The 22,587-nt window shown below is 36.3% G+C and carries 18 protein-coding genes and 2 pseudogenes; 3 read left to right on the top strand and 17 right to left on the bottom strand.

All coding sequences use genetic code 11. From position 1 onward, the window contains the following. Window positions 1–513: 513 nt before the first annotated feature. Window positions 514–621 (top strand): annotated as a pseudogene (locus ID741_RS07455) (recombinase family protein); the annotation flags it as partial. Between the two features lie 80 nt (window positions 622–701). Here the strand turns inward: ID741_RS07455 and ID741_RS07450 are convergent. The 9 genes and pseudogenes from ID741_RS07450 to ID741_RS07410 all read right to left on the bottom strand — a co-directional run bounded on the left by ID741_RS07450 (window position 702) and on the right by ID741_RS07410 (window position 6,292). Continuing rightward, window positions 702–2,048 (bottom strand): MFS transporter, encoded by a 1,347-nt coding sequence (locus ID741_RS07450; protein WP_438719583.1) that lies wholly within the window; start codon window positions 2,046–2,048, stop codon window positions 702–704. A gap of 515 nt (window positions 2,049–2,563) precedes the next feature. Then, the gene (gene dmpI / locus ID741_RS07445) at window positions 2,564–2,749 is read right to left on the bottom strand and encodes a 4-oxalocrotonate tautomerase DmpI (protein WP_218326931.1); all 186 of its coding nucleotides are present in this window, start codon (window positions 2,747–2,749) and stop codon (window positions 2,564–2,566) included. 11 nt (window positions 2,750–2,760) lie between these two features. Next, a complete protein-coding gene (locus ID741_RS07440; RefSeq protein ID WP_438719582.1) occupies window positions 2,761–2,904 on the bottom strand; it encodes a hypothetical protein in 144 nt (47 codons plus the stop codon). A gap of 8 nt (window positions 2,905–2,912) precedes the next feature. Beyond that, window positions 2,913–3,317: pseudogene (locus tag ID741_RS07435) on the bottom strand (aldo/keto reductase); the annotation flags it as partial. A gap of 11 nt (window positions 3,318–3,328) precedes the next feature. Then, window positions 3,329–3,877 (bottom strand): NAD(P)H-dependent oxidoreductase, encoded by a 549-nt coding sequence (locus ID741_RS07430; RefSeq protein ID WP_438719581.1) that lies wholly within the window; start codon window positions 3,875–3,877, stop codon window positions 3,329–3,331. Beyond that, on the bottom strand, window positions 3,874–4,242 hold the full coding sequence (locus tag ID741_RS07425) for a MerR family transcriptional regulator (RefSeq protein WP_218326934.1): 369 nt from the start codon (window positions 4,240–4,242) through the stop codon (window positions 3,874–3,876). The genes ID741_RS07430 and ID741_RS07425 overlap by 4 nt, the downstream gene beginning before the upstream one ends. Window positions 4,243–4,347: 105 nt before the next feature. Further along, window positions 4,348–5,211 (bottom strand): LysR family transcriptional regulator, encoded by an 864-nt coding sequence (locus ID741_RS07420; protein WP_218326935.1) that lies wholly within the window; start codon window positions 5,209–5,211, stop codon window positions 4,348–4,350. A gap of 188 nt (window positions 5,212–5,399) precedes the next feature. After that, the gene (locus ID741_RS07415) at window positions 5,400–5,663 is read right to left on the bottom strand and encodes a hypothetical protein (protein ID WP_218326936.1); all 264 of its coding nucleotides are present in this window, start codon (window positions 5,661–5,663) and stop codon (window positions 5,400–5,402) included. Window positions 5,664–5,839: 176 nt separating this feature from the next. Further along, window positions 5,840–6,292, bottom strand: coding sequence for a hypothetical protein (locus tag ID741_RS07410; protein ID WP_438719580.1), 453 nt, complete (start codon window positions 6,290–6,292; stop codon window positions 5,840–5,842). A gap of 829 nt (window positions 6,293–7,121) precedes the next feature. Here ID741_RS07410 and ID741_RS07405 point away from each other — a divergent pair. Continuing rightward, the gene (locus tag ID741_RS07405) at window positions 7,122–7,556 is read left to right on the top strand and encodes a DUF3788 domain-containing protein (RefSeq protein ID WP_218326938.1); all 435 of its coding nucleotides are present in this window, start codon (window positions 7,122–7,124) and stop codon (window positions 7,554–7,556) included. A gap of 330 nt (window positions 7,557–7,886) precedes the next feature. Next, window positions 7,887–8,216: a helix-turn-helix domain-containing protein gene (locus ID741_RS07400; RefSeq protein WP_218326939.1), complete on the top strand. Its 330-nt coding sequence runs from the start codon at window positions 7,887–7,889 to the stop codon at window positions 8,214–8,216. Between the two features lie 495 nt (window positions 8,217–8,711). On the opposite strand, the gene ID741_RS07395 is transcribed toward ID741_RS07400, so the two are convergent. From ID741_RS07395 to ID741_RS07360, 8 genes are all read right to left on the bottom strand, one after another. Next, complete coding sequence (locus ID741_RS07395; protein WP_438719579.1) at window positions 8,712–9,395, bottom strand: winged helix-turn-helix domain-containing protein; 684 nt, start codon at window positions 9,393–9,395, stop codon at window positions 8,712–8,714. 239 nt (window positions 9,396–9,634) lie between these two features. Further along, window positions 9,635–10,165, bottom strand: a complete 531-nt coding sequence (locus ID741_RS07390; protein ID WP_218326941.1) for a hypothetical protein — start codon at window positions 10,163–10,165, stop codon at window positions 9,635–9,637. A gap of 276 nt (window positions 10,166–10,441) precedes the next feature. Next, complete coding sequence (locus tag ID741_RS07385) at window positions 10,442–10,825, bottom strand: hypothetical protein (RefSeq protein WP_438719578.1); 384 nt, start codon at window positions 10,823–10,825, stop codon at window positions 10,442–10,444. A 451-nt stretch (window positions 10,826–11,276) separates the two neighbouring features. Beyond that, window positions 11,277–11,498 (bottom strand): hypothetical protein, encoded by a 222-nt coding sequence (locus ID741_RS07380; protein WP_438719577.1) that lies wholly within the window; start codon window positions 11,496–11,498, stop codon window positions 11,277–11,279. Window positions 11,499–11,519: 21 nt separating this feature from the next. Next, on the bottom strand, window positions 11,520–12,125 hold the full coding sequence (locus ID741_RS07375; protein WP_218327766.1) for a hypothetical protein: 606 nt from the start codon (window positions 12,123–12,125) through the stop codon (window positions 11,520–11,522). Between the two features lie 26 nt (window positions 12,126–12,151). Beyond that, window positions 12,152–12,685 carry a hypothetical protein gene (locus ID741_RS07370; protein WP_218327765.1) on the bottom strand — a complete coding sequence of 178 codons (534 nt, stop codon included), beginning with the start codon at window positions 12,683–12,685 and terminating at the stop codon, window positions 12,152–12,154. Between the two features lie 13 nt (window positions 12,686–12,698). Further along, on the bottom strand, window positions 12,699–14,804 hold the full coding sequence (locus ID741_RS07365) for a hypothetical protein (RefSeq protein WP_438719576.1): 2,106 nt from the start codon (window positions 14,802–14,804) through the stop codon (window positions 12,699–12,701). A gap of 421 nt (window positions 14,805–15,225) precedes the next feature. Continuing rightward, window positions 15,226–22,470, bottom strand: a complete 7,245-nt coding sequence (locus ID741_RS07360; protein ID WP_438719575.1) for a KxYKxGKxW signal peptide domain-containing protein — start codon at window positions 22,468–22,470, stop codon at window positions 15,226–15,228. Window positions 22,471–22,587: the final 117 nt, after the last annotated feature.

The following is a 22,587-nucleotide window of genomic DNA, read 5'->3' as shown; positions in this document are numbered from 1 at the left end:
TGTTATTTTAATTTTTTATAACTATGTGTTCTTGTCACTTTTAGCGCCATATTGCATTATTTCAACTGTTAAATTGCACTAGCTACAAAATTTATCCGAATAATTAATAGTTCTCTTTAGATATCAACTAGTTCTCCTGCTATTTCATTTAGATGATTAATTTTCAATACTCTAGATATGTTGGAATAATTTTAAATAGTATTAACATCTTTTTTATTTTGAAAATCCCCAAAATATTTGTCCTTTATCATAATTTTATCTCCTTTCATATATTTAATTATCGTTCATTTAAAGCACATCTAAAATAGACACTAGAAATATATTGGAATAACTATTTTTCAGTGTATAAAAAACACTTTAAAAGGTATATTTTGAAGTTACATATGCGAGAGTTTCAACAATCGATTAAAATTTGTCCCAAAAAAAATTTTTAAAAAAAATCGGACACCGCAATTGAGCAGCGTCCGATTTTTTTTTAAAGCATTAAACTTTATTTGAAAAGAAGATACATTTATGGCAGAAGCAATTGGTAATCCGCTTTTAGATCGTTTCATCAAAGCTTTAATCATCCAGATACTTGTTATGATAGCAGAACAAGAAAGGACTGAATCTAAAATACGATGCTTCCCTGAGTTAAGAGCGTAGTTTTCTTGTACAAACCTTTTATTGATTCTTCCTTCTTATATCATCTAAAATTTATTCTAATTGCTTTTTGAATCAACAGGATAAATGACTACCAATGTTACTACTAGCGCTATGACCAAAATGATAGTACTCAAAATAACTTCAAAATGATACGTTGCAAGATTTCCAGAAATATGACTGGCTAACGCTGTAATTAGCGCCAACCCTACTGATCCACCCATTTGATGTATCGTATTGACCAAACCTGATGCAGAACCAGCTTCCCCTTCTGTTGTATCTACAACACCTAAAGAAGTGAGTGGACTTAAGGTCAATCCTTGTCCTATCCCAATTACAATCATCGGAATTGCAATTCCAATAAAATAACTTTCTCCAGTATTTAAGATAACTGTCAGAGCGTAACCAACAATAGAGATAGCTAATCCAGTTATCAAAACTTTTGTATTTCCATATTTTTCTGTCAAACGAGCTGTTTGATAAGAAAAAATAAATACCGCTATCGTTAAAGGAAAAAATGCAAAGCCAGTAACTAAAGGCGAAAAACCAAAGTGTGTCTGTAATAGTTGAGGCGTTACAAACCAGTAGGTGAAGCTGGCACCAGTAAATAAAAACCGTGCAAGATAAGCGCCAGAGTGACGCTTGTCATGAAACAAAGACAATGGAATTAACGGTGTAGAAATTTTTCGTTCAACTAAAATAAATATTCCTAAAACCATGATTGCACCAATAATGATTGGCACTTGAAAATTTTCTGCTGAAATACCATAAATCAAAGCTGACATACCTAAAATGGATAAAAGACTACCAATTATATCCATTTTAGCTTTCACTTTTTGGCTAGCACCAATAAATTTAAGTGTTGCAAGGATTAACAAAATTGCAATCGGAATGTTGATGAAAAAACCATCGCGCCAACTAAAGACACTAGCAAAAAAGCCGCCTAAAACTAAACCAATACTAGCACCCACTCCAGCAGTAGCTCCGTATAGAGCAATCGCTTTGACTCTGCTCTTATCTTTATAATTATCTAAAATTAGCGCCAAAGTCGAGGGTGCTAAAATTGCTGAGCCTACTCCTTGAAAGAAACGAGCGACAATAATATGTGTTGCTGAAGTTGCCGTACCTACAAACAAGGAACCAATAGCAAAGATTACCATACCTAATATAAACACCCGGCGACGTCCAAAAATATCTCCAGCACGACCACCAAAAAGTAGGAGTCCGCCAAAAGTTAACGCATACGCATTACTTACCCAAGTTAGTTGAATCGCATTTAGATTTAAATCTGCGGCAATCCGTACGGAACCGGTAAAAACGATTGAATTATCCAGCAAAATCATAAAGTAATTAATCAAAATAATTGGTAAAATCCAATCAGTTTTTCTTACAGCTATTGTTTCCATTATCTAAAAAAACTTCCTTTCAAAATAAGATCTGACTATTTAAAACTAGTCAAAAAATTAACTGTTTCGGAATCATTGTTAAAAAAAATAAATTTTCTTTTTGATCTAATCATATGCGTTTCTACTTAATTTCACCGTAAGGGCACTATCAATAAAGCGATCGGGATAAAAATTACTCCATCGATTACTTTTGATTTGCCAGATTTGCGAGCTGTTTTCATTGCCTGATAACTATTATGATAATTGTTAATGGTTGGTGAATAAGGATTAAATCAAGATAATCTGTTCGTAAAAGACGCTGTGATTCGTCAATGGAAACTTTCGTTTTTCCATAGCCATCATTGTAAATCCAAAGTTTTGAAGTCGTGAAAAATTCTTCTCTAGGACACCCTTTTTTTCTGACAGCATTTCCGTAAATTTGATCGGTATCAAGTGACCGGTGATCGATTTAAAATACCTCACTAATCATTTTCTCGCCAGTATACCTTACGACTATAATTATAAGAAACAGTTTTTTAGTCTCTGTCACTCAGTAACTTCCCACCAACACCGACATTATCTGCATTATTTTCCTTTAAAAAAACATAAAAGGCTGCTTCAGGTGCGCCCAATACACGGGCTGCGGTCGTAGTGAATTCTTTAGCTAAAATTTGTTTTTGTTCCTTCGTTAATTTTCCTGCTTCAAATGTAATCACTGGCATATTTTTCTCTCCTATTCGAATTGACTTAACATATCTAACATGCGAGGGTCATCATGTGTCGTACCACCCAACGGTGCTTTTTGATCTATCGCTTTGATTAAAGCCATTTCTTCAGCCGATAAAACAAAATCAAAAATCTCAAAGTTTTCTTGCATTCTTTCTAACTGACACCAATTGCTCGAATTTTTCCTGTCTGATATAACTCTTCCATCGCCCGCCATGAACCATAATAATCATTAAAAGGTTGATGAATTAAATATAAATCCAGATAGTCCAGTCCTAGTTTTTCTAAAGAAACGTTAAAAGCTTTTTTGGTATTTTCATATCCAGCATCTTTAAACCAAAGTTTTGTGGTAATAAACAATTCTTCCCGAGGAATGCTACTTTTTTTCAAGGCAGCCCCTACTTCTTCTTCGTTGTAATATCTTGAAGCTGTATCAATTAAGCGGTAGCCAGTTTTTAAAGCGTTAGTGACCGCTTCTTCTGCTTCTCCTGGTTCGTTCATTAGAAAAACGCCAAAACCTAATTTTGGCATTTTTACGCCATTACTTAAAGTTACATATTCCATTACAATTCCTCCTATTCAAAATCTGCTAAAACTACTAAATCTTCTGTACTTAAATACGCTTTGTATGCTGCTGCTCGCTCAGCAATTTCTGCATCGTCCATTCGAGAAGCACCAGTTGAGATAAACGGCGTAATAAAATCAGTCCCAATTAAATTACTAGTAGCTTGGAACGGGCGTAATAACTCAGTTACAGTGTATTTAAAATCATTTCCATGACCATATAATTCAGTTGGCGCACCGGGAGTAACAACTAACAATAATTCTTTCCCGTGTAATTTATCACCTGCGCTACCATGAGCCCAACCATAGGCTAGGACGGCATCTTCCCATTGTTTAACTAAAGCCGGACTTGAATACCAATACATAGGAAATTGTAAAACGATCCGATCTGCCTCTTCCAAGACAGCTTGTTCAGCCGCCACATCGATTTTAAAATCAGGATACAGTTGGTACATATCACGCACTTCGATATCTGTTAGATCTTTGATTGCTTCAGCTAGTTTTGCATTAACGTTTGATGTTGATAAATCAGGGTGAAATACTAATACCGTTGTTTTCATTTAAATTTACTTCCTTTTCTTTCAGCTTTTCTAATTTCTTGTCGTAGATAATCAATTCGTTCAATTTTTTGTTCTTCTAAGTGAATTTGATTTAATTTTTGACCACGCTTTTTCTCTAAGAAACGTAGTTGTTCAACTTGAGAATCTGGTTTTAAAATATTCAATTGCATATAGGTTTTAATTTCATCATTTTCAAAACCAATATCATGGAGAGCCATAATTTTTCCAAGTCGTTCTAAATCTTGATCATCGTATTGCCAAGCTCCCATCACAATTTTGACGGAATCACATAAGCCCCATGTTTCATATTCTTTTAAAACTTCCACTGGGATATGATATTGTTGGCTAACTTCACTCTGTTTCATTTTTTCACCTCACAAAAAAAGACATCTATTCCTCTCAACACGATTCATTATCGTGTCTAGAACAATAAATGTCTAATACTTATATTAAATGCAAACAAATGCTTTTTAAGCATTTTTAACGAATTCAATAAACGCTCGAGTAGCTTCTGAATATACTTGATTGGCTTTCCATGCCAACACGGAATGTAAAGTTAAGTCGGGCTCAAAAGGAATAAACTTAAGATTTGGGTAACGAACATGTAACTCTATGCAGAGGACTAAACCTACCCCACTATTAACTAACACCGCTGCATTATTCAATAAAGTATAAGTCGAAACGATTTTTAATTCTGCATCATTCTGATTAAACCAACTAGCTAATTCATTTTGAATAGGATGACTGTCTGTAACTATTAAATCTCTCCCAAATAAATCTTGCGGGGTGACCCTTGACTTCTGAGCCAATGGATCAGTCTCTTTGACTAGAATCCCCCATCTCTCCTGTTGCTTCATACGGATAAACTGGTATTTTTCTATCTCCACAGGTTGTATCAATAAACCAAAATCCATTAGACCCTGCTCGATTTGTTCTTTAATAAAATCATTCATGCCACTTATTATATGGAAGGTAACTAGTGGATATAGTTTTTTAAAGCCCTGAATTAAATTTCCTATTTGTTCCATACTCAATAACTCGCCACAACCAATCGAGATTTCTCCGACTACATTTTCATCAGCTTGGACTAATTCTGACTTGGTCTTTTCAGTTAGTTGTAAAATTTCTTGCGCCCGACGACGCAAAAGATTCCCTTCTTCAGTTAAAATAATACGGTGCTTACTGCGTTGGTATAGTTTCACACCTAGTTCATCTTCTAACTGTAGCAATTGGCGGGATAAGGTAGGCTGAGTAATGTGTAAAATACTTGCCGCTCGTGTGATATTTTCTTCTCTAGCAACCACTAAAAAATAATTCAAAACTCTTAATTCCATAAGTTTACTCCTGCCGTTAATTTTAACCGTCACAAAAATTTTTAAGTCATTTTAAACAGATTTTATAGCTCATTATAATTAACTATAAAGACGTTGTAAAATCAAATATGGTTTTGGAATATAATTACTCTAGGTTTTTATTCATTACAGATGAAATATTTCAACGTCATTTTTTTAGAAGTGATAAGTCATTTAAACCTATGAAAAATAGGTATTTTACTATTCATAGTTGTCTCTACTTTCAGTTTAGCCCCACTGGCTTTCTTATATTTACCAACGTTCTTTCCTTTAGCAATATCAGATTTGAGTATTTTAGAATAGTCTCCAAGATCACCTTTACCTATTACTTTTGTTAAATACCCATTAGAGTCCACAAATTCATCAACGACTGGAATTGGTATCTTGCTCAGTTTATTCCCTAATGCTTTTGCTGCATCATCTCCATACTTCATAGTTTTATCTAATATGCTAGTTACTTTTCCTAATTTGCTAACTGATGTAGCCTTACTTACTGTTTTAAACGTATTAGCACCTTAGCTAATTTTGAAGCAAAAGAAGCCCACCAAACGCTTGGTGGGCTGCAGGTCATGTTTCCCTAACCGTTAAATAACTATCTTTTATTTAATTTTCAATAATTATATACAGATGCAGATACTTTTCCTGAACGGTTAGATATGTTTTTTATTGTTATAGAATAATACTTATTGTTTGTCACACCATATGTTTTTTCCTCTTTAAACCATGTTACTAATTTATTTTGATAAAAATCAACTGGATAATTATCTGGAATATCCTCCTCTAACTCAATAATTTCTCCATTTTTATCAACTAAGGTAATTTTTTTTTTATTTATTATATCGTAAAATTCATCATCTGTTTTATTTCGCCAAATAGTTTTATTTGTATTGCTACTCATTTGTAATTTCAAACCATCTGGATTATCAATAACCAAAGTTGAATAGTATTCAAGATGATCAATATTTGGTTTTACCTCTAATTTTATTTCTTGATTAGGTTTCATCTTCGTATAGTTCAAGCTTGATAAAATTTTAGTTTCATTCATAAGCACAAGAACACCCATAAATACTACTACTGCTAAAATTGATCCTGAAAAAAATAGGAGTATTTTTTTTGCAAATGATACATTATTTTTTCACCTGTCTTTATTTATAATCTTTAATTCCATCCTCAATGAATTGTGCATCGCCAGAGTTATCTTCCCAACTTCTTTCTTGCATATTCCTAAGCCATTTTGCTGACTATTTATTTAGTAAAGTTAGACTTTTCCTTTTCTAGCGTACGTTTCGCAGCATTTAATCGTTGTCTTTATTATTGTCTGGCACGATCTTCTTCACTCATAGAAGACGGACACTCCTTTCCTTAATCAAAATGAACCTTTCTCATTGAAAACCACCTCAGTTTTTACCGTAATCAAGATCATTTAGAAAACATCTTCATAGTTCATGATCTTTCTTTTTAAATCATACTAATTTTGAAGACGACTTTTTTAAAATTAAGCATAAGTGGACAAGATTAGTCACATCTGCACTATTTTTCAAAATTTACAGATAAAATGAACTGATTTCATAAAAAAACTTTGCTTTTTGTTATATTCGACTAACTAGGAAGCAGAACTTGAGACAAAAGTCCGAAGAAATCATTACTTAGCTACAAGAAGACATAATAATATCGAGTAAAAGAATGAATTCAAGCTCGATTATGAATAGATAAAATCAGAGTTTAGTGTACTCAATTAAAGGCAAGCGTCGTAATCGTTTCCATTTTTCTGGAAAATAGCACTGATAGACAAGCGACCTAAATAGAAATCTGGTAAAATTGATGTATTAAAAAAATAGGTCGAAGGTACGGATGCTGTTGAGTAGTTTGCGACAAAGAGAGGATGGATATAAATGCTATGGAGTGAAAAATATACCAAAGATGTTGAACCAACCCCACAACAAGTCAAGGACTTTATCAATAACCCTATGTTTGAAGAATTAGATCATTATTTACAAGATACTTATGAAATAAAAGCGAAAAAAGCTTATAGTGGTTGTTCCATGGATCAAGGGATTTGGAAGGGATGGAATATTAAATATCGTAAAAAGGGGCGTACTATTTGTACCCTCTATCCTCAAGAAGGATATGTTTTAGCATTGTTACCATTAAATCATAAGGAATTAGCAGAAGCAGAAATACTTTTACCGACACTTTCCCATGAGACTCAAGAAATCTATAATAATACCAAGGTTGGCCATACTGGAAAATCATTGCCGTTAAACATTCGAAATGAAAGTACTGTCAAAGATATTAAACAAATTATCTCTTTGAGAGTTCGTGGGTAGTAAGTCAAAAAAACTATCTAACTTTACTGCAGGATTTCATTTGGTTAGCAGATCTAAAGTTGATTAATTTATCATTGTATTCGAACTAGAACAAACAAAAAAAAGAACTTCTAAATCGAAGTTCTTTTTTTATGATCAATATGACTTCAGGAATTAGGAGATTCGCTGCCAAACTAACTCCCACTATTCCAAGTAAAAAATAATCTCTTCTCCTTTTAAAAAGTCTAATTTAATCAGGTTGCAAGAATCTCTTGCTTGTTGATACAAAAGAGTTTTGCTAGCATTTAGATGTACTTTTGGAAAGTTAGAAATAACTAAGGAGGAGAGACTTTGTTTAGTGATTTGATAAAAGAAAGGCGAAAAGAACTAGGTTGGACCCAACAAGATTTTGCAGATAAAATCTTTGTCACGCGTCAAACTATTTCTAATTGGAAGAATGAAAAAAACTTTCCTGATATTCCTACACTTATTCAAATTAGCGATCAATTGGATCTTTCCTTAGATTACTTACTCAAGGAAGACGTGAACTATATGAAAAAAGTGGAAAAGGATTATGCCTTAATAAAAAGAGAAAGACGGGCTCAAAAAATTAGGCAGAATAGTTGCTGGTCTGACGATTGCTATCATGCTGACTACAGTGGCTGGTGTTGCACTGCGTAATCAACATATTCTATCTGAAAAGTGGGTTGCTCTGTCTATCCTTACTCTATGTATACCACTGCAAGTGATCAGCTATCTACTTTATAAAACTCATTTTAACTCTGACCCTAATTTGCCCCAACCTTTATGGATCCCTAAAGTTTATGGCGTAGGGTTATCGATAAATCCCAATAGTTTAATCGGAAAATTAGTTTGGTTGGCGATTTTCATTTTTCTCGTAGCCTTATGGGGTTATGCCTTATTTTTCTTATGATGTACACCTATAAAGTCAAGATTAAATGCTAAAAATACAGCTGAAAGTATAGTGCTTTTAATTTTTATTAGTCCTCTAAATAACCAACCATTCTTCAAGCTAGATGGTCGGCTATTTTAGTTGTTTCTTTAGAAAGTTTAATAATTATTGTAAGTTAACAGATTGGCGTAAGAAAAGCAGAGTTTTAACCAATGATTATAGTAAAAAACCAGCAAATTTTCATTACCTGGTCCTCCACTATTCTAATCCTGCTGCTCCAGCTTGAATGCATAGCCTTTTCCCCAAACGGTTTGTAAATAGGTACTGCCAAAGCCACAGTCTCGGATCTTCTTTTTCATGCGGCCAACAGTCGCCGACAGATGACTTTGGATGGCAGGTCTATATTCTGTTCCCCAAACCAAATGAGCCAATTCTCTTGGGGTTAATGGTTCTCCTTCAGCTTTTAATAATTCCTTCAAAATATTTTGTTCTACTCTTGTAAAAGTTACTTTTTGAAAAATCAATTCATCACGCCACTCCCATAAAGATGGGTTCAATAATTTGTGTTCTTTTTGAGGTTCTTTTTGAGGATCCTCTTTCTTTTCCACACTCAAGACTTCCCGTATCGTTTCTAAAGAAGTTTCAGGAGATAAATAAATTTGAATCTGTGATTGCTGGCTGACTTCCTCTTCTGTCTCAATTATTTTAATAATTAGTGGTTCCTGTTGGGAGATTTCCGGTAAGATATTTTCACTATCGCTTTTTGTCAATGTATCACTTAATAGCACTACTTCAAATTCCGTAAAAAAATTCTGTGATACTTTTTTATTTCTTATTTCTTTTAACAGCGTTTGACTACATAAGACTTCATGTCCCAATTTGCGAATCCGTGACTCCAACTGTTGTTCTGCATAAACGTTCCTCGTTAAATATAAAATACGAGACATACCTAACACCTCTCTTTTCCTATATGTATAGAGGGAGTTTTTATACTCCCCCAGTCGTTCAATTTAGAAAATAATTAATTTTGACTATCTAAATATTGATATATCCCTAATCTCATTCACCTATTAAAAAGAATAAATAGTGATCAATTAAGTAGAAATAACTTTCGTTCTAATAATTCTTTATTATCAGTGTTCCATTGATTAATAGGCCAGTGTTTATTATTGTCATTTTATTTTGATCAATTCGTGATATTTGTAGAAATGAGCTGATATTGTACAGTCAGAACACCACCAGTATAACTACCTACTCTTTTTAAAGTAGCACCATCTGTGGATGTCAGAGTGATATCTTTTCCGCTAAAAGCAATTACAGAACTAATCTCGATTGTGCCAGATAAAACAATAGGTTCTGCACCAGTAGTTGAAGCGCTCGCTATAGCATCCTTTAGTCCTTGTTCCGTTGTCACTTCACCAATTTGTGGACTCGCACCATTTCTGGTAGTCTCTTTACTGGCTGATGCCTGACTCTCGCCTCCAGTATTCCCATCAGAATTTTGCTTTTCTTCTGTAAATAATTCACCAGACATCCCGACATCTAGTTGATTTTCTTGATCAATATTTTCGGAACTATTTGGTGATGCACTATCTGTCGTCTCCGCTAAAACTTGGACTGGTCCGACTGCTAATTGGCTGATTAATAATATTCCGGTGGCGACTGAGATTAATTGTTTATTCCACTTGATTAATTTAAATTTCTGTCCTTCTTTCATTTTTAATCCTCCTTGACTTTTAACCACATTCATCTAATTATAACAGGTCGAATCCTTTAATTGTGGCATTTTCGTCATTTAATAGACTAAAAATAATATAATAACTTATACACATAGTGTTAACTTAATAATTAATAATATAGATTTTTAATTATAAATAACAACGAATTCTGAGAACAAAGAAATATTAACAGTTTTAGCCATCGTAAATTAACGATTTCTGTCGGTTCTTTTATCTCAAACAATTTTTCAAGCTTAAAGATAGTCACTTTTTCATTAGCCACTCAAAAATAATCCTCTTTTGCGAATATGCAGCAAGCGCTCTCCAAGAATTCTCACCAGCACAAATAAACGGACTAGTTGTTTATACTTTCCCATTAACAAATGCCATTCTCTCGCGGTGAAATACTCGCCAAATTGATAAATTTCCGCAGCTATATCAGGGGTAGCTGGATTTTTTTGATAGATTTCTCTAACGATTTCCACTAGTGGTAAATCTAGTTTCTCTGCCGCAAGGTTTCGGCGGATTAATAGCGCTTGGATGATTTTCAGACACAAAACTAGATTCGTCGTATTTCTATAGTATTTCGTCACTTGTCGTTGGATTTTTCGATAGTCGCGGTTTAATAGCTGGCGGCAAGTAAAAGGATGTTTTTGCATAATTTTTTCTCCTCATTTTTTCTTCTTATTTCTAATAACGAAAGTTTTGGTGAAAAAGTCCAAAAAATCTTAAAAATATTTTTTTCCGTCCTCCAGAGGACACTCAACTGTTTTAAAAATCCACGACATGAGAAAAATCCTATTTTATTTTTCAGCTAAAAGACCTTGATTTAAAGCCTTTAAAAACAAATGTCGTAGATTAAAAAATCTGTTCAGTGTCATTGAACTTGGCGATTTTTTACAAAATAAAAAAATCCCAACAAGTTGTGCTGGAATTTTGGCGGTTTTAAGTTTTTTAGCTGACTTACTGAAAATTTTTCCAGACAAAAAAACTGCCGACAACATCTTTTTTAATGTTGTCGGCAGTTAAATTTTCGATTATTTTAGTTATCCATCATGATATTCCAAGTAAGACTGGTGGGATTGATCAGAGATTCTTTGTTTCTCCAGCTTAATCTTTTATTAGCTTGCGGGAAACAATGACGATCAGACATAATAGTAAACCTAGAAATACCCAGTCCATATTCGTTAAATCTGCTGTTTGCGGATAACGACCTTGGCGTTCTTGTGTGATAACTAATTTTTGTGTAGTTGTGTCTGTTGTTGGCGACTGATTCGTATCTGTCGTACTTTCAACAGTCAAATTGCCGTTGATTTGAATATCTTTTTCCATCAGCAGCGAACCTTTCTATCACTAGTTCCAAACAACTGGTGTGAATTTCATCGTTAATTGGAATTGTGGTTTTAAGCTACTAGAAACAGTTGCTGAACCAGTATATTTATAGCTAGCTTTGTTAGAATCTGTAACAGCTGATGCAGCTGATGTCATTTTGCCATCTTTATTTGCTAAAGTCATCAAGTTGTCATTTGCAGAAAAAGCTAAACTACCAGCTTCAGCTAGTTTGATATCTGTTCCATTTAAGACAGCATTTAAACTGAAATCATTAGGTAATGTCACAGAGTCATTTTGTTTGAAAGCTGTTGTTGCTAGCGTCACAGGACGTCCTGAGTTATTAGTAATCGTGTAATTTGGTGATTGGAAAGCTGCTTGAGTAGGTGTATTCCAGAAACTTGTCACAGTTGGCACTGTCACATTGACCCAAACTGGATCGCCTTCTGGTAAGCCTGAATCAGGATCAGTATTATCAGCGGCTAAGTTCCCGTTAATTGTGATATCTGCAGTATCTTTTCCATTATCCCGACCATCAATTGTTGATGTTTCATCTGCTAAACTTGTTCCACTAAATCCTACTACGCCAAAAGCTGCTACTAATAAACCTGCCATCATTTTTTTCTTCATTTTGTTCTCCTCTTTCTTCTATCTATTTATTGCACCATTAAGGTTACTGCTGAAGCGACTTCTCCGGTTTTTTTATTGGTATCCGGATCATATAAATTAAAAGTTGCGGTAGCAGGATAATTACCGGCACTTAATTTTTTCTCTAAAGTAGCCTGCTTAATTTCCTCACCTGGCTGAATTGCACCAGAACTATAAACGACATCACCACTACTATCTAACGTCACTACCACGTTGACGGGATTATGGTTACTGTCGGGATTTTTAATTTGTAAGTTGCCAGTCATGTCACTATTGAAGGTGGCTTCTGATGTAATCATCATATTAAATTGGCTGTCATCGACATTTTGCTGTGCCAAGTTTGCCAGTTCTTTATCTGACATCTTAGAGGCATCTTTGCCCTCTGGTAAAAAATCACCAGCAATCACGGTAACAGGTACTTCGTCTTTTTTGATAAACCTATCGTAGATAAAGTATCCACCAACGATTAACAACAATAGCAACAAAAGTAACAACAACCATTTTTTCTTTTTCTTTTCTTCTTGGGGTTTTGTTTCTTCCATCTTGTTCTCCTTTCTAGCTAGTCACGGTCGCTATATCAAAATGCAACGTGTAACTGACATTTTTTATCACATCATAAGGACCAGAAAAATTCCCAGTCACATAAAGATCTGCACCATGATCTGTCTGCCAATAAGGAGTCAGGCTCAAACTTGCGGTACTGCCTTTATTTGCTAACAACGGTCCCCACTTGACTTCATCTTGGGAATCATTTTTTTGGGCAACTAATGAAAGTGCCAGCTGGCTGTCTTTTCCTTCAGTTAATTGATCCACCAAAGTAACGTCACTAGCAGAGCCGCTATTCACGGTTAAATTATTCAATGACAAACTGCGGGTAGTATTCCCGTAATTAATCACTTGATAATTGGCAAAGTCCAGATTGTCTTCTTTGGTAATCTTCGGTCTGAAGGCCCAAAAATCAATCGTAGAAACAATAGATAAATCCTTATACTCTGGAACAGTGACGGTCGCCTGTACCCAATCCGTTGTCGCAGTTGCACCAGTCGTACTTGCGACTGCTTGACCATAGACATAGTAATTTCCCGCCGGCAAATTACTAAAGCTCAGTGGCGCATCTGGCACAGCTGAACTAGTGATTTCCTTAGCAGCATTCGGATTGGTTGTCAGCATTTGATCATAAGCTGTTTTTATATCAGCCTGGGTCGTCAATTGTTGGCTACTTAATAAATAGCGCATCGAATTATTCCGACTCTTCATTGTTTTATAGCCGGAAGTATTGGCATCGATTCGACTGACGCCACGACCTACCGTTTCTGCAGCAGTAATTCCTTCTAAAGACAGCATTCTTTCATAAATAATCGCTGACTTTCCGCTGTAACTAGTGGAATTAACTGTCTGCCATTGATTGTAAGGAACCTTATCCACTAAAGTCGTCGTCACACCATTTGCTTCTGAGTTAATTTGGTACAAGCTATTAGAATCATCTTGCCTCAAAAAATTTGCTGTCCCTTGTGCAATCGCGGCTTGGGAACCAGTAGAACGAAATGCAACTTGACTCGTTTTATTGGCATAGATATTTACTGTTTTAACATTCATGCCCATCGCCTCAGTGGAAAAATTCACTTCCGCATCTTCACCAGTCGAAATATTCATCGTTGATTGCACTCGAATCAGATCGTTATAGGTAGGTTGAAATCCATTGATGCGATTAAAATTAAACTGGGCACTTTTCCCGACATTCAAATTCATCGAACCATTGACATAAAACAATCCATATTTTCCAGATTCAATATTGACTTGAGCATTCTCTTCCAGATTCATCGTGCCATTACTTTTCATCCAGAACACGCCCTCGCTACTAGAGGTATTCTGATGGATCTTAGTGACACTGTCCTTTTTAAAATTGATATTGCTAAAGCCTTCGGAAAATTCTTGGTTATCACCACCTGAACTATCAACATAAAAATCATTCGTTCCACTGAAATTCAAAGTATTATTCCCCACATCTGAATAAAAGGGCTGACCCCCACGACTGACATTGTAGGTGACATTTTCAATATTTACCTGATTTCCTGTGGCATTGCTGGCAACAGTAAGGATCCCGTAATAACTACTAGCATTTTTGTAATTGATATTTTTTAAGGTTATGTTCAAATTATTTAGTCGGACAACAAAATGAATAGCTGTATAAGCTGTCCCAGTATAGGTCAGATTATAATTTCCACCATCAATCACTGTATTCTTATTAATCACTTGCCCAGTAAAGTTATAGTCGATATTGTTTAAAAACTTTATGTACAATGCATCAGATCCACTTGGAATAGCATTAGCCAAAGCACTGGATAGCTCACTGGCATTGGAAACTAGAAAAGGTGCTGTACTGCTTCCTGTTTGGGTCACATCCGCAGCTGTTACTTGAGGTTCGTCAGAAGTTTCTGCCACTACTTCTTCATTTTCTGATGAAGCCGTATTAGATGAAGCTACATCAGATGAAGATGCCGTACTTTCTGTTGTGTCACTCGTTATCGCATCCTTAGATTCTGGTAAAGTATCTGTTGTCTCGGAACTTTCTACCGTTGACGTATCTGCAGCAAGTGATTGAACCGGCGATAAAGACATCAAGATTACAAATAATAAAAATAAGTTAATAAGTTTCTTCAAAGTTCAACCCCTCCACAACAAATTTGGTTCTTAACCAGTCCCGAAATAGTATAATCTTTAATCATTATTTTCAAATAAAAAGTCTAAAATAATTCGTTTTGAACAAAATATTGTGTGAATTTCTTATTTCTTAACACAAAAAAACGTGATTATATTAGCTGATTCCAATCGTTATTTAATAAAAAGAGACAATCGTTAATTTTTTATTAAGAGGAGGTTGATACACCGATTCATAAGGCTTTTTCGCCATATACACTTTCCCTAATAATAATGCTATTGTTATTTTTGGATTTTATAATGATTATTTTCAGTCATTCTCAATCAGAAAATTCTTTATTTTAAAAATAAAGAAACCGTGTGAAGTTTTATACTTCACACGGTTTCTTATTTGATTCTCAGAAGCTTGAAGAGTGAGCATCCATTAATCTGTCACACTGTCATCTTCTTTTTTCTTTTTGGCTAATGCTAGTAACACAGATCCTACAGCAATGAATCCACCTAACATAGCTAATTGTGCATTTTGTGCTTCACCAGTTTGTGGCAGGGTGCCTGACGTTGCTCCATTTCTAGATGATCCAATTGTGGCATTCGAAGCTCCACCACGAGAAGATCCACCAACTGTAGCATTCGCCATTCTTGAAGTACCGCCACCTCCTGACGAACCAAGGGTGCTAGGTAAACCACTACCGCCTGAACCAATTGTAACACCTGCCAAAGAGCTACTTTGACTTAGACTATCTGAAAGTGACTGACTTATACTTGCTGCTAAAGTACTGTCACTAGTACTTTGACTTAGACTAGTGCTCACTGAAGTGGATTCAATAGAGGAGTTACTTACTCTTAAAGAATCACTAGTACTAACTGATACAGAACCACTTGTAGAATAGCTTGTACTCATTGATGCACTATCACTATAACTTGCACTTTCTAATAGACTGATACTGTTTGATTCTTGTGTACTTTCAGAACGACTCGAACTGATTGAAGTACTATCACTACTAGATGAAAAATCGCTTAACCAACGACTATCACTTAAAGAAGTACTATCACTCGATGACGCAAATCCGCTTAACGATAAACTATCGCTTAAAGAAGCACTATTACTAGAAGATACAATATCACTTAATGAGCAGCTAGCACTTAATGAAGCGGAATCACTACTTGAATAGCTGGCACTTAATGATGTGCTATCACTGTAGCTTTCGCTTTCTAAGTTACTTTCACTCACTGAATCTCTTGTACTTTCTGAGCGACTTGCGCTTAGTGACGTGCTATCACTTGATGATGCCCAGTCACTTAGTGAACGACTATTACTTAGTGATGTACTATCACTAGAAGATGCAACATCACTTAATGAGCGGCTTGCACTTATCGATGCGGAATCACTACTTGAGTTACTTGCACTTAATGATGTGCTATCGCTGTAGCTTTCACTTTCTAAGTTGCTTTCACTCACTGAATCTCTTGTACTTTCCGAACGACTCGCACTTAACGACGTGCTATCGCTTGACGATGCTACATCACTTAATGAGCGGCTTGCACTTATCGATGCGGAATCACTACTTGAGTAGCTGGCACTTAATGATGTGCTATCACTGTAGCTTTCGCTTTCTAAGTTACTTTCACTCACTGAATCTCTTGTGCTTTCGGAACGACTCGCACTTAGCGACGTGCTATCACTTGACGATGCAACATCACTTAATGAGCGGCTTGCACTTATCGATGCGGAATCACTACTTGAGTAGCTGGCACTTAATGATGTGCTATCACTGTAGCTTTCGCTTTCTAAGTTACTTTCGCTTATCGAGTCTCTTGTACTTTCTGAGCGGCTGGCACTTATCGATGCAGAATCGCTACTTGAGTTGCTGGCACTTAATGATGTGCTATCGCTGTAGCTTTCGCTTTCTAAGTTACTTTCGCTTATCGAGTCTTTTGTACTTTCTGAGCGGCTGGCACTTATCGATGCAGAATCGCTACTTGAGTTGCTAGCACTTAATGATGTGCTATCGCTGTAACTTTCGCTTTCTAAGTTACTTTCACTCACTGAATCTCTTGTACTTTCCGAACGGCTGGCACTTATCGATGCGGAATCACTACTTGAATAGCTAGCACTTAATGATGTGCTGTCACTATAGCTTTCGCTTTCTAAGTTACTTTCGCTCACAGAGTCTCTTGTACTTTCTGAACGGCTGGCACTTAGTGACGTGCTATCACTTGATGATGCAATATCACTTAGTGAACGACTATTACTTAGTGATGTACTATCACTTGATGATGCAACATCACTTAATGAGCGGCTGGCACTTATCGATGCAGAATCGCTACTTGAGTAGCTGGCACTTAATGATGTGCTATCGCTGTAGCTTTCGCTTTCTAGGTTACTTTCGCTTATCGAGTCTCTTGTACTTTCTGAGCGGCTGGCACTTATCGATGCGGAATCGCTACTTGAGTTGCTAGCACTTAATGATGTGCTATCACTGTAGCTTTCACTTTCTAAGTTACTTTCGCTCACTGAATCTCTTGTGCTTTCGGAACGACTTGCGCTTAGTGACGTGCTATCGCTTGACGATGCTACATCACTTAGTGAACGACTATTACTTAGTGATGTACTATCACTTGATGATGCAACATCACTTAATGAGCGGCTAGCACTTAATGAAGCGGAATCACTACTTGAATAGCTAGCACTTAATGATGTGCTATCGCTGTAGCTTTCGCTTTCTAAGTTACTTTCACTCACTGAATCTCTTGTACTTTCTGAACGACTGGCACTTAATGACGTGCTATCACTTGATGATGCAATGTCGCTTAGTGAACGACTATTACTTAGTGATGTACTATCACTAGACGACGCAATGTCACTTAGTGAACGGCTGGCACTTATCGATGCAGAATCACTACTTGAATAACTAGCACTTAAGGATGTGCTATCACTGTAGCTTTCGCTTTCTAAGTTACTTTCGCTTATCGAGTCTTTTGTACTTTCGGAACGACTCGCACTTAATGAGGTAGAATCGCTACTTGAGTAGCTGGCACTTAAGGATGTGCTATCGCTTTCTAAGTTACTTTCGCTCACTGAATCTTTTGTACTTTCGGAACGACTCGCACTTAGTGATGCAGAATCACTACTTGAGTTGCTAGCACTCAATGACGTGCTATCACTGTAGCTTTCGCTTTCTAAGTTACTTTCACTTATTGAATCTCTTGTACTTTCGGAACGACTGGCACTTAGTGACATGCTATCGCTTGACGATGCAACATCACTTAATGAGCGGCTGGCACTTATTGATGCAGAATCGCTACTTGAGTAGCTAGCACTTAATGATGTGCTATCGCTGTAGCTTTCGCTTTCTAAGTTACTTTCGCTTATCGAGTCTTTTGTACTTTCCGAACGACTGGCACTTAATGAGGCAGAATCACTACTTGAGTAGCTGGCACTTAATGAGGTGCTATCGCTGTAGCTTTCACTTTCTAAGTTACTTTCGCTCACTGAATCTTTTGTACTTTCGGAACGACTCGCACTTAATGAGGCAGAATCACTACTTGAGTAGCTAGCACTTAATGATGTGCTATCACTGTAACTTTCGCTTTCTAAGTTACTTTCACTTACTGAATCTTTCGTGCTTTCTGATCGACTGGCACTTAGTGAAGTAGAATCACTACTTGAATAGCTTTCTCTCAATGAATTACTTGCACTGAAAGATGTAGAATCACTTACTGATTCACTAGCACTATTTTTTGTGCTAGCACTATAACTTTCACTGACGTATAAACTTTCACTGGTTGAGCGTGAACTTGATTCACTAACTACAATTTCTAATGATTCAGATAAAGAAGCACTATAAGATGTACTCAAACTAGCTGAAGTTGAATAAGATCCCTGCAAACTTGCACTATATGAATTTGAATACGAACCTACATACGAATCGCTTAAATATTCACTTGCACTATATGAATCTGAATATGATCCTTCATATGACGCACTTAATGATGTACTATCACTGTACGATCCTTCATATGATGCACTCAATGATGTACTATCACTGTACGATCCTTCGTATGATGCACTTAGTGATGTGCTATCACTGTACGATCCTTCGTATGATGCACTTAGTGATGTGCTATCACTGTATGATCCTTCGTATGATGCACTTAGTGATGTGCTATCACTGTACGATCCTTCGTATGATGCACTTAGTGATGTGCTATCACTGTATGATCCTTCATATGATGCACTTAGTGATGTGCTATCACTGTACGATCCTTCGTATGATGCACTTAGTGATGTACTATCGCTATATGATCCTTCGTATGATGCACTTAATGATGTACTATCGCTGTATGATCCTTCGTATGATGCACTTAGTGATGTACTATCACTGTACGATCCTTCATATGACGCACTTAATGATGTACTATCGCTGTATGATCCTTCGTATGATGCACTTAACGAATTAGATTCAGAAGCTAATAATGAATCGTCATCAATATCATAAACAACTGTAAATGCTTGCGGCGAACCATCAGTCGTCGCACCAAACCCATTGTTTGTTGTATCATACGTTGGATTTGCTGCCAATGCATCTGCTAGAGTAGAATATTCAGTTCCATCTGGTCCTAAAACTGTATACGTGTAACCAGCTCTCGCCAAATCATCATCTGTTACTCCAAAACTGATATTATCAGTAGATGCACCAACCGCCCCGTATGTCCCAGCTCCTGTTGGGTCAATAGTTGTTGGTAAAGCTTCATTAGGATATGGTTGATCCCCATTTGTCGGATCTGCTGTTGGCTCAGTAGACGAAATAATGCCTGAAGCTTGGAAATCGGGCACTAACGTAACATTTAAGGCTTGCTTAGCACTATCTTCTGTTGCAGATGAACCATTAGCTGTATTATCAAATGTAAAGGTTCCAGTATCTGGATCATAATCAGTACCAGCTGAAACTACTCTTGAAGGATCAGCTGAATATCCCAGTTTCATTGTTGCACTATCCGATGTTAAATCACCAATATTTACAGCTAGACCAGTTGTACCATCATAGGTACGGACACTTCCTACTGTGCTACCATCTTCAAGAACATATTGAACATCCACTTGTTGTATATCTGCTACAACATAGATTGTGACTGTTTCAGGATCAGTACCTACAGTTGTCGTAGTTGGCTGCGCATCGGTAGCTAATCCAGCAGCAGTTAATTCATCTGCTGTCGCATAGTGTGTTCCTGCAGGTAAATTTGTTGTGCCTCCTGATGCAGGGTCACCAATATAGTAGTCTTTTGTCCAGTTAATAACATTACCTACGTTAGCCGGTGTCAGTTCATTTGCACTATTTCGATCAGCAGCTTCCTGTCCTGAATTAACAAACTCACTAGAAACAATATTTCCAGTTTTAACGTCTTCGTATTGATATTTGATGTTAGGATTAGCTACACCGTAGATATAAATATTATATTCGTAGGTTTGACCCTCCATTGGTACAATAGCAGTTTCTGCTTGCCCGTAGGTATCTCCATCATCTTCTGTACTAGTGGCATCACCGCCATTTTGATTTGCCCCTTCTGGTACTTGATTACCAATCGCCCACATATAATTTTCAGGAATTTGGTCAACAAAGTCTTGATTCTTTAATTGTAAAAATTGTCCAATATAGTTTGAATTTTCGTCAAGAGATACCGGTACTGTTTTTTCCACATCTCCATTTGGTTTAATAAAATTAACATTCACTGCTCCGATACCAAGAGCGTTCGTTGAGAATTCACGAACATTAGTTGCAAAAATATTTGTATCTGATAAAGTATTTCCATTTTTATCTACAATTGTCGATGTAAAATCCGTATACGACAAACTTGTAAATTCTGACGTTGTTGTCGGTGCTCCTGATGAATTAGCTGTTCCTCGCCAAGATGAAATTGAGGAATTATTAATGGTAAATTTTGATCCAGCCCATACTGTTAAGACGCGTCCTGCTACTGATCCACCCGATGTGTTAACTCGAGCCATACGTAAGGATTTGGGTGATATAAAGCTTAAATTTGCATTTTCTCTAAGCCAAATCATCTCATTACCAGAAGCCTCTGCATTCAATACCGTTCCTGCATTAAATGTAACATCAGCTGCTTTGTTCAAATTAAACGCATATGCACCAGTTAAACTTAGGGCAGTCATATCCAAATTTTGACCAAAAACTATTTTTCTATTTTGAATGGTTCCTCTATCAGTTTCAAGAATTCTTTGGAAACCTTTCTGGTACCATGTCACATCATCCCCGACAGTCATACTGTTAAATCTATTATAGACTGGAGGATATGAATTAGAATTACCTGTATCATTATTTGCAATAACAGTACTCCCATCTCCAACAGTAAAATGACGAGTCGAATCAGGGATAAGTGAAGAACTTGCATCCCAATAATAAAACATTGAGTAATCACTAGAGGACTGAGGACGATTGAGTTCAACATGAGAACCATTGACAATATCAACCGAACCAAACTGACCTAATTCTGCTCGGCACAAAGCAATGACAGTTCCAGAGAACGTAGTATTCCCCCCATTGTTATCAACTAACCTTACTGGAGTTTGTGCTGCGCCAGCAGCAGAATCTGTTGGATCAAGTATCAAATTATGGATATTAACGTTCCACAAAGGGTTCGTAGCAACAGTCATATCAATTAATGCATCACCACGTCCTGCACCACTTCCTGAATCCCAACCAGAAGCAGGAGCCTGCAAGAAGTGAGTATCGATAAAGTTGACTGTTCCAGATGTTCCTTGAGTGTTTACGAAAGAAAATTCAGCTCTGTTTAATAATACCGTATAACTATTGCCATTAATTGTTATACCTGTATTTCTTTCCATATCTCTAACACCCGGAGAAGATGGAGTATCAGTAATATCGTTTGCAATATCAATATAGGTAATGTTTGTATCTTTAAAAGCTGTACTCAACTCATTGAAAGTACCAACTGATGCATACGTATTATTAGCAATCGCTTCGTCACGTATTGCGGCTGTATTAGTTATTTCATCCGCCATTTCTACCGTAACTGATGTCGGATTTGTCACTGGTGCTGGATTAGCGATTTCATTATCAAAATCATTCCGCCCGTTAACTATTCCTCCATCTGCATCAGCGGTTGCCACACTTGCTGTTGGGCTCAAAGCAAGCGTACTATAAATAGAGCGTGTAGTAACATTTGTGACAAGGTTATTCTGTGCAGAATATTCTGCTGCAGCATCGATTAGTTCAGCACTTGGACTAGTTTCATTTATCATATTGACATTTAACTCATTAGTATCCTCACTAATCTCTACTGTTGCTGCTTGTGCTTTTGCAGCTGCTTCTAGACGGGCATCTAGTCCCATGGAATCAGCTAGCACTGGTGAATCTTTTGAAGAATTATTGGTGATATCTTCATTTACTGGTATTTGAGTTTTATCCATATTCGCCAAGAATTTGCTGGCATCGGCCTCTTTACCTGCTGCATCGGCTTGTGTATCAGTCGAGACTCCAAAGTTCTCAGACATAAAGGTACTTACACCTAATACACCGCCAAAAGCCGTAATCATGGCATACATCCAATGTTTGCCACTTTTGTACATTTTAAAATGCTCTTTTTTGTTAGATTCTAATAATTTCTTTATATTATTTTTACGGCTCATAAATTTATTTATTTCTCCTTTCTTAATGATTAACGTTCCATCGCCAATTAGTTTTTAATATTTTTGAAAAAGACGATATCCGTTATTAACGATTCTCTCACAAAAATAACTATTTTT

This window comes from Enterococcus sp. AZ103 (assembly GCF_051714685.1).
Taxonomy (GTDB): Bacteria; Bacillota; Bacilli; order Lactobacillales; family Enterococcaceae; genus Enterococcus_A; species Enterococcus_A alishanensis.
This window is presented reverse-complemented; position numbering and strand designations above follow the sequence as displayed.